At 62.1% G+C, this 13,371-nt stretch carries 10 protein-coding genes; 3 read left to right on the top strand and 7 right to left on the bottom strand.

The genetic code is table 11. From position 1 onward, the window contains the following. Positions 1-143: 143 nt before the first annotated feature. Positions 144-1,019: a cell envelope integrity EipB family protein gene (locus SFY93_RS21675; RefSeq protein WP_414716943.1), complete on the top strand. Its 876-nt coding sequence runs from the start codon at positions 144-146 to the stop codon at positions 1,017-1,019. Positions 1,020-1,210: 191 nt separating this feature from the next. On the opposite strand, the gene SFY93_RS21670 is transcribed toward SFY93_RS21675, so the two are convergent. Then, positions 1,211-2,590, bottom strand: a complete 1,380-nt coding sequence (locus SFY93_RS21670; RefSeq protein ID WP_320444557.1) for a malonyl-CoA decarboxylase — start codon at positions 2,588-2,590, stop codon at positions 1,211-1,213. Positions 2,591-2,764: 174 nt separating this feature from the next. On the opposite strand from SFY93_RS21670, the gene SFY93_RS21665 reads away from it, so the two are divergent. Continuing rightward, positions 2,765-3,751, top strand: a complete 987-nt coding sequence (locus SFY93_RS21665; protein WP_120292027.1) for an ABC transporter substrate-binding protein — start codon at positions 2,765-2,767, stop codon at positions 3,749-3,751. A gap of 170 nt (positions 3,752-3,921) precedes the next feature. Here the strand turns inward: SFY93_RS21665 and SFY93_RS21660 are convergent, their stop codons facing one another. Beyond that, entirely contained in the window at positions 3,922-4,926 is a 1,005-nt protein-coding gene (locus SFY93_RS21660) for a flavin reductase (protein WP_320444556.1), read from the bottom strand. A gap of 140 nt (positions 4,927-5,066) precedes the next feature. On the opposite strand from SFY93_RS21660, the gene SFY93_RS21655 reads away from it, so the two are divergent. Then, positions 5,067-6,113 (top strand): 2,5-dihydroxypyridine 5,6-dioxygenase NicX family protein, encoded by a 1,047-nt coding sequence (locus SFY93_RS21655; protein ID WP_184517767.1) that lies wholly within the window; start codon positions 5,067-5,069, stop codon positions 6,111-6,113. 27 nt (positions 6,114-6,140) lie between these two features. On the opposite strand, the gene SFY93_RS21650 is transcribed toward SFY93_RS21655, so the two are convergent. From SFY93_RS21650 to SFY93_RS21630, 5 genes are all read right to left on the bottom strand, one after another. After that, entirely contained in the window at positions 6,141-9,296 is a 3,156-nt protein-coding gene (locus SFY93_RS21650) for an efflux RND transporter permease subunit (RefSeq protein WP_320444555.1), read from the bottom strand. After that, complete coding sequence (locus SFY93_RS21645) at positions 9,293-10,699, bottom strand: efflux RND transporter periplasmic adaptor subunit (RefSeq protein ID WP_320444554.1); 1,407 nt, start codon at positions 10,697-10,699, stop codon at positions 9,293-9,295. The genes SFY93_RS21650 and SFY93_RS21645 overlap by 4 nt, the downstream gene beginning before the upstream one ends. Further along, on the bottom strand, positions 10,696-11,103 hold the full coding sequence (locus SFY93_RS21640) for a FixH family protein (RefSeq protein ID WP_320444553.1): 408 nt from the start codon (positions 11,101-11,103) through the stop codon (positions 10,696-10,698). The genes SFY93_RS21645 and SFY93_RS21640 overlap by 4 nt, the downstream gene beginning before the upstream one ends. A 518-nt stretch (positions 11,104-11,621) precedes the next feature. Next, positions 11,622-12,917, bottom strand: a complete 1,296-nt coding sequence (locus SFY93_RS21635) for a DNA polymerase IV (RefSeq protein WP_320444552.1) — start codon at positions 12,915-12,917, stop codon at positions 11,622-11,624. Further along, the gene (locus SFY93_RS21630; protein ID WP_092144364.1) at positions 12,914-13,207 is read right to left on the bottom strand and encodes a DUF3572 domain-containing protein; all 294 of its coding nucleotides are present in this window, start codon (positions 13,205-13,207) and stop codon (positions 12,914-12,916) included. Before SFY93_RS21630 ends, SFY93_RS21635 begins: the two co-directional genes overlap by 4 nt. Between the last annotated feature and the right edge of the window lie 164 nt (positions 13,208-13,371).

Here is a 13,371-nt window from a genome sequence, read left to right as displayed (position 1 = left end):
ATCGAATCTGCCCTGCAACAGTGCGGCTTTGGCAAGGTTTGCTGCGGAATATGGCATTTCCGCAGTGCGAATCCGGCGTGGCCGTAGTTGCGACGCAATAGGACGCTCTCTATTGTTGTAGTTCCAGAATCCAGGGAAAACCCATGCGCCGCATACCCCCCGTTTCGCGATTCCAGGCTGCCTCGCTGGCACTGACCATGGCAGCCTTCGTGGCGCCGGTGTCGGCATTCGCGGCACCGCCCGCTGCGGGCACGCCGTTCGTCGCGCATCAGGCGCTGTATGAGCTGAAGCTGCTGAAGTCGCGCGGCAATGCCAGCGTCAACAGCGCCAGCGGTCGCATTCTCTATAATTTTACCGGCAGTGCCTGCGAGGGCTACACGTCGGATTTCCGTCAGGTCTCGGAGCTCAATAGCGGCGAAGACAAGACGACGCTGAGCGATCTGCGCTCCACCAGCTGGGAAGCCGGTGATGGCAAGAGCTATCGGTTCAAGATCGACACCCGCATGAATGACGGTGATGCCAGCGCCGTCGACGGCATGGCGGAGCGCGAGGGCGATCACGTCACCGTCAAGCTCAAGCAGCCGGTGGCGAAGACCTTCACGCTGGAGGGCTCCACGGTGTTTCCGACCGAGCAGATCCACCGCATCATTGCCGCCGCACGTGAAGGCAAGTCGGTGCTGGAACTGAATGTCTATGACGGGTCGGATACGGGCGAGAAAGTCTACAGCACGCTCACGATCATCGGGCAGGCGATTCCCGGCGACCGCAAGATCAGTGAACCCGATCCCTCGACGGGCGATGACGGGATGAAGAAGCTAACGCGCTGGCCGGTCACCGTCAGCTATTACGACAAGTCAGCCAAATCCTCCGATGGCGGCGAGCAGACACCGGTCTATGCGATGTCGTTCGAACTGTACGAGAACGGCGTCTCGCGGTCCCTGGTACTAGACTACAACGACTTCGTCATCGGCGGCGCGATGAGCAAGTTCAATGTGAAGGACAGCAAGCCTTGTAAGTGAGGGATGCCCCTCGCCCCGCCGGACGAAGCTTTGCTTTGCAAGGCGGGGAGAGGGTGGCGCGGACGAAGTCCGCGACGGGTGAGGGGGACTCTCCGAGAGCTGAGCAGGTGGAGCGTCCCCCTCACCCGACTTCCACGCGCTTCGCGCGTTTCAGTCGACCTCTCCCCGCAAGCGGGGAGAGGTGAAGTTCGTCACTCTGCCCGCGACAGCCGCATGCTGTCCAGCAAACGTAGGCCACCGCCGCTTTCGCTCTTCAGCAGCTTCTTCACCGCGCTCGATGCCGCGATCTCGTAGTGGTCGGCATAGGCTTCGTGGTTCTTCTCGATATCGTCGAGACGATACAGATAGTTCACCATCAGACTGGCGGACTCGCGCAGGCCCTTGGCTGACGTGTCGCCGAGCCAGTCGATGCGCTCCAGCCGTGCGCCGTTGCCGAGATGGAAACGGGCGACGGAATCGATCGGGCCGCCGCGCGGGCTCTTGGCCTTCAGGAAGTAATGCGCAGCGAGCTGTTCCATCACCGGCTTGAGCTGCGCCGTCAGCGCGGTGTCGTTGACCCATAGCGGATCGGCGAGCATGTCGACCAGCGCCTGATCCTCATTGGACAGGTTGAGGTCATCGGCCTTCTTGAGCCACTTCATGAAACCCGGCACCGGCGACAGCGTCACGAACGTATCGAGCTTCGGCAATTCGCGGCGCAGTTCCTCGACCACCTGCTTGATCAGGAAATTGCCGAAGGAAATGCCGCCGAGGCCGCGCTGGCAGTTGGAGATCGAATAGAACACGGCGGTGCGCGCGCGCTCAATCGGCACCGGCTGACGATCGACCGCGAGCAGCGGGGCGATGGCGCCCGGAATGGTTTCGGTGAGCGCAACCTCGACGAAGATCAGCGGTTCATCGACAAGGGCAGGGTGGAAGAACGCGTAGCAGCGGCGATCCACGGGATCGATGCGGCGGCGCAGATCGTCCCAGTCGTGGATCTCATGCACCGCTTCATATTTGATGACTTTTTCGAGTACATTGGCGGGCGTGGACCAGTCGATCTTGCGCAGCACCAGAAATCCCCTGTTGAACCAGGATGCCAAGAGATGAACGACGTCGCGATCGACGGCGTTGAGGTCTTTGTTACCATTCTTCAGATCGAGCAGATCTTCACGCATCTTCACGAGTTCGCTGGTCGCGTTCGGCGCGCGGTTCAGCCGGCGAAACAGTTCCTGCCGCTGCGGCTCGGATGCGAAATGCAACTCGCCGGAGACGTCACCGGTCGGCTTGGCACGCCATGCCGCGATGGCCTTCTCAAGCTTGTCACGATCGGGACCGTAATTCTGTGCGAGGTTCTCGAAGAAGGTGAGGCGGCCGGCCTCGTCGAGACTCTTGTAGCGATCAAGCACGCCGCGCGCGAGGACCGTGCCGGACGCTTCGCCGCGTCCTGACAACAGCTCCGTACAGAGTTCGATCAGATCCGATGCGTTCTGTTTGGGATCGACAGATGCCGGACCGAGCCGCAGCAGAGTGCGTCCGCGTTCCGAGATGGATGCGAGGAGATCGGAGAAGAAGGAGTCATTGCTCATGGTGAATCAATTCCCGGGCTGGCAGTCCAACCAGTCTGCTTCAATATAGCCCATTGCGAGGCATATTGCGCGATCATTTGAAGCATGAAACAATTGTGAGTGGGGAGCGCTTCGGCAAGAGAATTGCATTCGTTTCTGACTGCGGCCGGATCGCTGAAAACAGAGGAATTCAGGATGAAGCGGATCGCATCGAAGCGTGGCGTTGTGGCGGCTCTGGCACTCGGAGCGTTGCTGAGCAGTGGCTCGGCATTTGCCCAACAAACCATCAAGGTTGGCTGGACCATCCCGGCCGAGGAATCCAAATACTGGATGATGAAGCGTCCGCAGGAATTCGCGGATCTCGGCAAGAAATACAATATCGAGTGGGTGCAGTTTCAGGGCACCGCGCCGATGACGCAGGCACTCGCGGCCGGCGCGCTGGATTGCGCGACGCAATCGGTGCTGGCACTGGCGCAGGGCGTGCAGAGCGGCAACCTCAAGGCTTCGATCGTAGCGCAGCACGTGTTCGAAAAGCCGGGCAGCTTCTCGGTCTATTGGGCGGTAAAGGACGACTCGCCGATCAAGACCATCGCCGACCTCAAGGGGAAGACGATGTCGATCAACACGCTCGGCTCCGGCATCTATGGCCCGATGGCGATCCTCTTGAAGCAGGCCGGTCTCGATCCCGCCAAGGACGTCAAGCTGGTTGAAGTCGGCTTCGCGCTCTCGGAAGAAGCGCTGCGTTCGGGCCGCGTCGATTCCGCCGTGATGAACCAGCCTTTCGCCGCGCGCATGGAAGCCAAGGGCGGCACCCGCAAGCTGTTCTCGCTGTCGCAGCAGCAGGACGGCATCGTGCACATTCTCGAAGCCTGCCGTGCGGACTTCATTGAGAAGAATCCGGAACTGGCCAAAATGTATGTGCGCGATCTGACGCTCGGCATGCAGAAGGCGCTGGCCAACCGCGACGAAACGCTGAAGGTCGTCAACGAGGTGATGAAGGCGCCGATCCCGGTGCTGGAAACCTATCTGCTGAAGGACAACGATTTCGCCAGGGATCCGGGCGCCGCGCCGAATTTCGACGCGATCCAGAAGATGCTCGACACCTATGTCGAATCCGGAATGTTGCCGAAGAAGCTCGACGTCTCCGAGCTGAAGGGCAAGGTCGTCGCGCCGATCAAGTAACGGCGTCGCTCGCTTACAAACAATGACACTCTCTCCGTCATGCCCGGCCTTGTGCCGGGCATCCACGTCTTGACCACAAGGAAGGCGTGGATGGCCGGGACACCTAGCGAAGCCGCGCTTCGCGCTTTGCCCGGCCATGACGTGGAGAGAGCAGCGCTTGATCGCGATCGTTATTGTGAAGTTGTATCGTCCGACATGCCGCTGTCGATCAGGAGATCCAGCGTGTATTTGATCGTCGCGCGTTCGTCGTCGCTGAAGCGCTTCAACAGTTCTGCCTCGTGGTCGAGTGCAGCCTTCTGCACCGGCTTGACGCGGGCGCGGCCCTTGGCGGTCAGATACAACGTCACGCGGCGGCGATCGTTCGAGGTGCTCTTGCGCTTGAGCAGATCGTCGCGCTCCATGCGGTCGAGCACTTTCGTCAGGCCGGGTTGCTTCATCAAGGCCATTGCGGCGAGCTCGCCAACCGAGAGCCCTTCGACATCGGCAAGGCAGGCCAGCACGCGCCATTCCGGCACCGTGAGGTCCCATTCCTTCAGCCGCGCATGAAACGAGCTGGAGACGTTGAAGCTGGCGCGCGCCAGCAGATAGGACAGGTAGCTGCGCGCAAAACTGTTGCTGGCCAGGGCCGGCGCACGTGGCTGTGCCTTGTCGATGCGGCGGAGTTGTCCGGAGTGGAAGACGAGGGGATCGTGATTGCGCTCGACGAAGTGCACGACTTCACCGACCAGGATCGTGTGGTCGCCGCCGGGATAGCGCGCCCAGGTCTTGCATTCGAAGATGGGTGCGAGGCCCTCGATCAGCGGTGCGCCGCTGATGCCCGGCGCATGGGCGATATCAGCAAACTTGTCGGAGCCGCGACGGCCGAAACGCATCGCGAGCTCGCCATGATCGGCACCGAGAAAATGAATGGCGAAAGCGTCGGCTTCGACGAAGGGATCGTGGCTCGGTGAAGATTTCGCGACGCTCCACAGCACCAGCGGCGGATCGAGCGACACCGACGAGAACGAATTGGCGGTCATGCCGACAGGATGATCGCCTGTCGTTGCGGTGACCACGGTGACGCCAGTCGGGAACTGACCCAGTGCCTGACGGAAGGTCGCGGGGTTGACCGCCTGCGTCTTGTCCAGGAGCTTGTCGTCCGCGACCTTGTCCTGCGCCGTCTTGTCAAACGCCATGGAATTCGCCGCTCCGCGACACCCGCGACTGCCCAAAATACAGCGCCGGATTGTCCTTCAAGATTAAAAATATTCCTTTTCATATAACATGACCACGCCTATCATCCAACCATAATCGCTTTAAAACACGGAGAAACGGCATGCTGGCGGATCGCATCGAGGCGAAATGGATCGACGCATTCTGCGAGATCTTCGAACGCTGTGCGGTCAAGCCCGGTGACACTGCCGCCATCCTCTCTGAGACGCAATCGCGCGCGCTGAATGTGCACATTGCCGAATTGGCATTGCTCCGCATGGGCGCGCGGCCGTTCCACGTCGTGGTGCCGACGCCGCGCAACAAGCAGGTCGTTCCGATCCGCTCCACCGGCGCGTCCGAAGCGATTCAGCAACTCGGGCCAGTGGTGTCAGCGCTGCAGCAGGCCGGCTTCGTCGTCGACTGCACCATCGAAGGCCTTATGCATGCGAAGGAAACACCGGAGATCCTGAAGGCTGGCGCGCGCATTCTCGTGATTTCCAACGAACATCCGGAAGCGCTCGAGCGCATGGTGCCGGACTCGGCGCTCGAGAAGCGCGTGCGCGCGGCGGCCAAGATGCTGCGCGGCACGAAGCACATGAAGGTGACCTCGAAGGCGGGCACTGATCTGGACGTCAACATGGAAGGCGCGGCCACCGTCGGCGTCTGGGGCTGGACCGACAAGCCGGGCACGCTGGCGCATTGGCCGGGCGGCATCGTGGTTTCGTTCCCGAAGAGCAAGACCATCAACGGCACGGTGGTGATGGATGCGGGCGATATCAACCTGACCTTCAAGCGCTATCTGACGTCGCCGGTGAAGATGCTGTTCAAGGATGACTATCTCACCGAACTCACGGGCGAGGGCGCCGACGCCGAAATGATGAAGCGCTATCTCGCGGCGTGGGGCGACCGCGAGGCCTATGCCGTGTCGCATGTGGGCTGGGGCATGAATCCCAATGCGCGCTATGAGGCGCTGCAGATGTATGACCAGCGCGACACCAACGGCACGGAGATCCGCGCGGTGGCCGGCAACTTCCTGTTCTCCACTGGCGCCAATGAATTCGCCGGGCGCTACACCGCCGGACATTTCGATCTGCCGATCTTCAAGACGACGATCACGCTCGACGGTGTCGATGTGATCAAAGACGGCGTGGTGCAGGACGTGTTCGGCTGAGTCCGAACACGTCGCTCCAGGCTCCGGCTATCTGGCCAGGGGAACGATCCCTTCTGCCGGGATCAAGCCGGCCTGAGGCAGCCGATAGCCCTTAACGATGGCATAGATCGCGGGGATCACAATCAACGTCAGCAGCGTTGACGAGATCATGCCGCCGATCATCGGCACCGCGATGCGCTGCATGATCTCCGAGCCTGTGCCGGTGCTCCACATGATCGGCAGCAGGCCCGCCATGATGGCGACCACCGTCATCATCTTGGGACGGACGCGTTCGACCGCTCCTTCCATGATGGCATCGTACAGGTCGTTGCGCGTCAACGGCCGTCCTTCAATATCCCGTCGCGCCTGGATAGCGGTCAATGCCTGATTCAAATAGATCAGCATCACCACGCCGGTCTCGGCGGCAACGCCGGCCAGCGCAATGAAGCCGACGACGACTGCAACCGACAGGTTGAAACCGAGCCACCACATCAGCCAAAGGCCGCCGACCAGCGCGAACGGCAGCGACAGCATGACAACCATCGTTTCGGTGATCGACCGGAAGTTCAGGTACAGCAGCAGGAAGATGATCAACAGCGTCACCGGCACGACGATCTTCAGGCGCGCCGTCGCGCGTTCGAGATATTCGTACTGGCCGCTCCACATCACGTAGTAGCCGGGCGGGAATTGAATGCTCGCCTGGACCGCGCGCTGCGCGTCGGCCACGTAGCCGCCGAGGTCGCGGTCGCGGATGTCGACATAGATGTATGTGGCCAACTGTCCGTTTTCCGTCCGGATCGACGTCGGCCCTCTCGCCAGCGCAATCCTGGCCACTTCGCCGAGCGGGACCGCGCCACCTCCGGGCATCGGCACCAGCACGTCACTGGCGATGGCCTGCGGGCTGTCTCTGAGGTCGCGGGGGTACCGCATGTTGACGGTGAAGCGTTGCCGGCCTTCCACGGTCGTCGTTACCGTCTGGCCGCCGAGCGCGGTTCCGATCACGTCCTGGACGTCCTGGATCATGATGCCGTAGCGCGCCAATGCCTCGCGATCCGGCGTCACATCGAGGTAGTAGCCGCCAATGCCGCGCTCGGCATAGGCCGACGATGTACCCGGTACCGCCTTGAGCACCTGCTCGATCTGCTTGGCAAGCCGGTCGATCTCGACGAGGTCGGTGCCGATCACCTTCACGCCGATGGGCGTGCGGATGCCGGTCGACAACATGTCGATGCGGGCCTTGATCGGCATGGTCCATGCATTCGACACGCCCGGAAACTGCAGCGCCTTGTCCATCTCGGCGATCAGCCCATCGACTGTGAGACCGGATCGCCACTCTTCCTTCGGTTTGAGGTTGATGATTGTCTCGAACATTTCGGAGGGCGCCGGATCGGTCGCCGTGGCAGCGCGCCCCGCCTTGCCATAGACCGAAGCCACCTCCGGAAACGACCGAATGATCCTGTCCTGTGTCTGCAGCAGTTCTCCGGCCTTGGTGACGGAGATGCCCGGCAGCGTCGTCGGCATATACATGAGCGTGCCCTCGTTGAGACTGGGCATGAACTCGGTCCCGAGCTGACGGGCCGGCCAGACACTCGCCGCGAGAACGGCGACTGCGAGCAGGACGACCAGCGTCTTCGCGCGCATCACGCCCTTGATCACGGGCCGATAGATCCAGATCAGGAAGCGGTTGATCGGGTTCTTGTGTTCCGGAACGATCCGGCCGCGAACGAAGATGATCATCAGGGCTGGGACCAGCGTCACTGACAGGATGGCCGCGGCCGCCATCGCAAACGTCTTGGTGAACGCCAGAGGGCTGAACAGACGTCCTTCCTGGGATTCCAGCGTGAAGATCGGCATGAACGACACGGTGATGATCAACAGGCTGAAGAACAGTGCCGGGCCGACTTCGGAGGCTGCCTCGATCAGGACCTCGACGCGCGACTTGCCGGGATCCGCGCGTTCGAGATGCTTGTGGGCGTTCTCGATCATGACGATGGCGGCATCGACCATGGCGCCGATGGCGATTGCGATGCCGCCGAGACTCATGATGTTGGAGCCAAGACCGAGCAGTTTCATGGCGCCGAACGCCATCAGCACGCCGACCGGCAGCATCAGGATCGCGACCAGGGCACTGCGGACATGCAGCAAGAACAAGATGCAGACGAGTGCGACGACAACGCTTTCCTCCAGCAATGTGTGCTTGAGCGTGGCGATGGCGGCGTTGATCAGGTTGGAGCGATCGTAGACCGGGACGATCTCGACGGAATTCGGCAGACTGCTGGCGATCTCCTTGAAGCGCTTCTTGACGTTCTCGATCACGTCGAGCGCATTGACGCCGAAGCGTTGCAACACGATGCCGCTGGCGACTTCGCCTTCACCGTTGAGTTCGGTGATGCCGCGCCGCTCGTCGGGGCCAAGTTCGACGCGCGCGACGTCGCGCAGCAGGACCGGCGTGCCGTTGTTCGTCTTGAGCACGACATTGCCGAGGTCGTTGATCGACTTCAGGTAGCCCTTGCCGCGGATGACATATTCGAATTCGGACAGCTCCACCGTGCGACCGCCGACATCGGCGTTGCTGGCACGGATAGCGTCGCGCATCTTCTGCATGGTGATGCCGAGGTCGCGCATCCGAAGCGGATCGAGCACGACGTTATATTGCTTGACGAAGCCACCGACACTGGCGACTTCGGCGACGCCTTCGGCCTTGGCGAGCGCAAACTTCAGATTCCAGTCCTGGATCGCCCGTGTGTCGGCAAGGTTCAATTCCCTGGACATGATCGCGTACTGGTAGACCCAGCCGACGCCGGTGGCGTCGGGGCCCATCGTCGGCGTGACGCCGGCGGGCAGGCGGGACGTGGCTCCGTTCAGGAATTCGAGAACGCGCGACCGGGCCCAATAGATGTCGGTCCCGTCTTCGAAGATGACATAGACGAACGACACGCCGAAGAACGAGAACCCGCGCACCACTTTCGACTTCGGCACCGTGAGCATTGCCGTCGTCAACGGATAGGTGACCTGATCCTCGATTACCTGCGGCGCCTGGCCGGGGTACTCGGTATAGACGATGACCTGCGTGTCGGAGAGATCCGGGATGGCGTCGAGCGGCAGATGCGCCAGCGCGTAGATGCCAACGGCTGCGGCGAACCCCGTGCCGAACAACACCAGCAGCAGATTGCGCGCCGACCATGCGATGATGCGGGCGATCACTGTGGGCTCCTCGCGTCGGAAAAGCCCTTCAGCGCGGCCTTCAGATTGCTTTCTGCATCGATCAGGAAATTGGCCGAAATGACGACCGGTTCGCCGTCTGCGACTCCCTCGCGGATTTCGACGTAGCCGCCGCCGCGACGGCCGAGTCCAACGCCGCGCGGTTCGAAGCGGCCCTGTCCTTTGTCAACGAACACCGATTGCCGGGTGCCGGTGTCGATCACAGCGCTCTCCGGGACGGACACCACCGGATCCGCACTTCCGGTTTCGATCGAAGCGTCGATATACATGTCCGGTAGCAGAGCGAGATCGGCATTCATGAGTTCGATACGGACGCGTGTCGTCCGGGTCTCGCGATTGACCTGCGGGTAGATCACGTTGACCTTGCCTGCAAACTGCCTGCCGGAAAGGCTGCGCGTCCGGACGTTCACCGGCTGTCCGACGGCGATGGCGCCAAGATCGCGCTCCGCGACATCGACCATCGCCCAGACGAGCGACGTGTCGGCGATACGAAAGAGGATGTCGCCGGGTTGCGCCCGCATCCCTTCGATGGCGTTGCGCTCAAGAACGATGCCGTCCCGCGGTGCGGCCCACGCGATGGAGATCGGGACGATGCGGCTCTTCTCGATCTCGGCAATCACCGTGTCCGGAACGTCGAGATTCATGATCCGTTGACGCGACCCGCGCCCATACAGTCCATCGCCGCCCGTCGTCTTCGACGTGATGGTGGCGACGTATTCCGCCGCAGCGGACGAGATCGCGGGGCTGTAGATATCCATCAAGGGCTGCCCGCTGCGGACTTTCGTGCCAGTAGTGACGTCGGCAACCTTCTGCACCCAGCTTTCCGCGCGCATCGAGATCACGGAGATGCGCCGCTCGTCGAGCTGGATCGTGCCGGGTGCGCGGATCTGCGTCCGGATCACGCGCCTGGTGGCTGGCTCGGACTTCACGCCCGTGCGCTGTATCTTGCCCGGAGAGAGCTTGACTGATCCATCGTCGGAATCGTCGCCGTCGAACACCGGGATGTAATCCATCCCCATGGAGTCCTTCTTCGGCGTTGGCGACGTGTCAGGAAGTCCCATCGGATTGCGGTAATACTTGATCTTGCGCTCCATACCCACCGAGTTCGGACCCGGCATCGGCTCGGCTACGATATCCTCGAAGTTGATGTCAGCGTTCGCCGGAATGGCGCGGTAGTTGCGGCCATCCGGCGTTTTCTTCGGCGTTGACGAGTATGCGGGCTTCCCGTCCGGATCCTGATAGTAGATCGGCGCGCCGGATTCCTGCGCATCGGCGGGGGTGACTACGGCGAGGGCGTGCGTCAACGGTCGCTGCGTGACGATGAATCCGCCTCCGGCCGCCGCGATGAACGCGGCGGTCGTGCCAGCTAAAACGACGCGGCTCATTTCTGCGCCGTGATGACGAGCTTGTTCTCGACGGAGCCGGTTTCTCCCTGCACCTTGGCACCCAGAGAAAATTGCCAGCGACCGGCCATTCCGAAAGTGGCCTTGAACTTGTAGGTGCCGGGCTCCGCCCCCGGTACTGGCGTGACCTTGGTGGCCATCTCCTGCATGCCGTCAGGAGCCATGTCGAGACGGGTGGCGAAGATGACGGCGTCCGGGACGGGCTTGCCGGTCTTGGTGTTCATCAGGCGGACGGTGATGATCTTGTCGGGGCCGGCCTGAACGGACTGATCGACGAGCTCGAACGTGTAGTCCTTGATGTCAGCCAGTGCAGCCGTGCTTGCGCCGCCCAAAGCGACAGCGATCAACGCAGCCCGGAAGGCGCGCGGGGAGTTAGACGTCTTCATGGTTTGGTATCCTCGATTGAATCTGATGTGCTGCGAACGGCATGCGTCATCCGCGCGCCAGGGACACGCGGCAGCGACGGCGCTCAGCGCCGCTCAGATCGAAATGCGAGGAGGGTGGTCTGGAGGCGGGCGGTTGACGCCATCGGTAAGCGCGTCATTCAGCACCGAGTGGTACGTTCGGACGGCGTGGCGAACCGTCATGGGTGACGCCACAGAGGGCCCCGCCTGGGCGGTCTTCAACACGCAAATCGCGAGAAGTGGACAGTCCTGGCAATCCTTACTCTTCTGTTCGGATGGGCAGCAGGGCATGTCTCCAGACATCGCCGACATGTCGGTCATCGTGGCCGACGGCCCGTTGGCAGCCGCCGGAGTCACCACCGGCGCCACCGAGAGGCCGATGGTCACAAAGATCGCTAGAAAGAGTTTCAGGAGTCGACGAAGATCCATATTAGACCATCTCACGGCCACCACAGCGTGGGAAGCCCGGACACATCACAAGTTCGCAATCCCTATGGGGATTATGTCCTTGGCTTCTCCGGCCCGTCATAGGCGATGCCGCGGATCACAGCGGCACTGCCGAACTTCTTCCTGAGATCGTCCATTGCCCGTTCGGCATGCGATGAACGGCGGTCGAGCATGTTGTCGTCGCCGGCCTCAGCGCCGGGCTTCAGGGCACTGACGCCGGTGCCGATCAGGCGGAAGGCCGTGCCGTCGATTTCCTTTGCCAGCATCTCGCGGCTGATATCGAAGATGCGCGCCGCCATCTGCGTCGGCGACTGGATCGACTGCGAGCGGGTGCGCTGGCGGAAATCTGCGGTCTTCAGTTTCAGCGTGACCGTGGTACCGGACAATTCGCTGCTCTTGAGACGCGATGAAACCTTCTCCGACAGTCGCCACAGGATCTTTTCCAGGGTGGCGTAGTCGCGGATGTCCTCATTGAACGTCGTCTCGTTCGAAATCGTTTTGGCGCCGCGATCGGCGACGACGAGGCGATCGTCGATGCCGCGTGCGAGGCGCCACAGCCTGCGGCCTTCGCCGCCGAACTGTTTCATCAGGTCGGTCTCATCGGCGCGCTGCAGATCGCTGATCTTGCGAAAGCCGCGCTGCGAGAGTTTCTCCGCGGTCGCCGGGCCGACGCCGTAGATGAAGCTGACGGGCCTGTCGGCGAGCATGGCCACAGCATCTTCCTGATCGAGCGTGGCGAAGCCGCGTGGCTTGTCGAGATCGCTCGCGATCTTGGCGAGAAACTTGTTCACCGACAGACCGACCGAGACCGTGATGCCGACGGTGCGTTCGATATCGGCGGCGAATTTCGCCAGTACCTTGGCCGGGATCATGCCGTGGACGCGCTGCGTGCCTGAGAGATCGAGAAAGGCTTCGTCGATCGACAGTGGTTCGACCAGTGGCGTCAGCGCCTGCATGGCATGGCGGACCTCGCGGCCGACGCGGACATATTTCGCCATGTCCGGCCGTACCACGACGGCGTCGGGGCAGAGATCGAGCGCCTTGAACATGGGCATAGCCGAGCGCACGCCATAGGTGCGCGCGATGTAGCAGGCGGCGGACACCACGCCGCGCTTGCCGCCGCCGATGATGACAGGCCGATCGACGATGTCGGGATTGTCGCGCTTCTCGACGGTGGCGTAGAACGCATCGCAGTCGATATGCGCCAGCGTCAGCGACGGCAGCGCGTGGTGCCGCACCAGGCGCGGCGACCCGCATGACGTGCAGCGCTTGACGCGTGCATCCAGATCGACAAGGCAATCCCGGCAGAAGCAGCGCGGTCCGCTCAGCTCTGCCGGAGAGGGGCTCACGTAAAGTCCTGCCCGCGGGGATCGAGCGCCTGCCGCGCGGCGGCGATGGTGGTGGGGTCCAGTTGCGATGACGCCGAAAACGCCTTCACGGTCTCGTCGTCGCGCAGCACGAAATCGAGCACGCTGACGAGGAACTGTGGATCCTTTGCAGCCGAGCGGAGGGTCTCCGGACCGATTCCGCTCTCGGACAGGAACAGGCCCAGCCGCTCGGGGTCGCCGGCAACGAAGGAAAGCGCCTGAATCGCAACGATTTCAGCGACTTCGCTGGGGTGGCGCTGGGGCTTTTTCATCACGCGTGTTTGCCTTTCCGTAACTTATCGTCTCTATTTTAAATCATCATGCCCGAGTCACCGGGGCGATTCCAGTTGGTGGGATGCGCGCGGTACATGGGCACTTCGGCGCGGTGGCCGAAGTGAATTTGGAAGTTCGCTTCGAACATCACATTGGCCGGTGA

Origin of the sequence: Tardiphaga sp. 42S5 (assembly GCF_034044155.1) — a bacterium.
Lineage (GTDB): Bacteria > Pseudomonadota > Alphaproteobacteria > Rhizobiales > Xanthobacteraceae > Tardiphaga > Tardiphaga robiniae.
This window is presented reverse-complemented; position numbering and strand designations above follow the sequence as displayed.

Coding starts and splice junctions, on each gene's coding strand:
- SFY93_RS21630 (WP_092144364.1), bottom strand. CDS start 13,207: ATGAAAAAGCCCCAGCGCCACCCCAGCGAAGTCGCTGAAATCGTTGCG.
- SFY93_RS21665 (WP_120292027.1), top strand. CDS start 2,765: ATGAAGCGGATCGCATCGAAGCGTGGCGTTGTGGCGGCTCTGGCACTC.
- SFY93_RS21655 (WP_184517767.1), top strand. CDS start 5,067: ATGCTGGCGGATCGCATCGAGGCGAAATGGATCGACGCATTCTGCGAG.
- SFY93_RS21660 (WP_320444556.1), bottom strand. CDS start 4,926: ATGGCGTTTGACAAGACGGCGCAGGACAAGGTCGCGGACGACAAGCTC.
- SFY93_RS21645 (WP_320444554.1), bottom strand. CDS start 10,699: ATGAGCCGCGTCGTTTTAGCTGGCACGACCGCCGCGTTCATCGCGGCG.
- SFY93_RS21640 (WP_320444553.1), bottom strand. CDS start 11,103: ATGAAGACGTCTAACTCCCCGCGCGCCTTCCGGGCTGCGTTGATCGCT.
- SFY93_RS21670 (WP_320444557.1), bottom strand. CDS start 2,590: ATGAGCAATGACTCCTTCTTCTCCGATCTCCTCGCATCCATCTCGGAA.
- SFY93_RS21675 (WP_414716943.1), top strand. CDS start 144: ATGCGCCGCATACCCCCCGTTTCGCGATTCCAGGCTGCCTCGCTGGCA.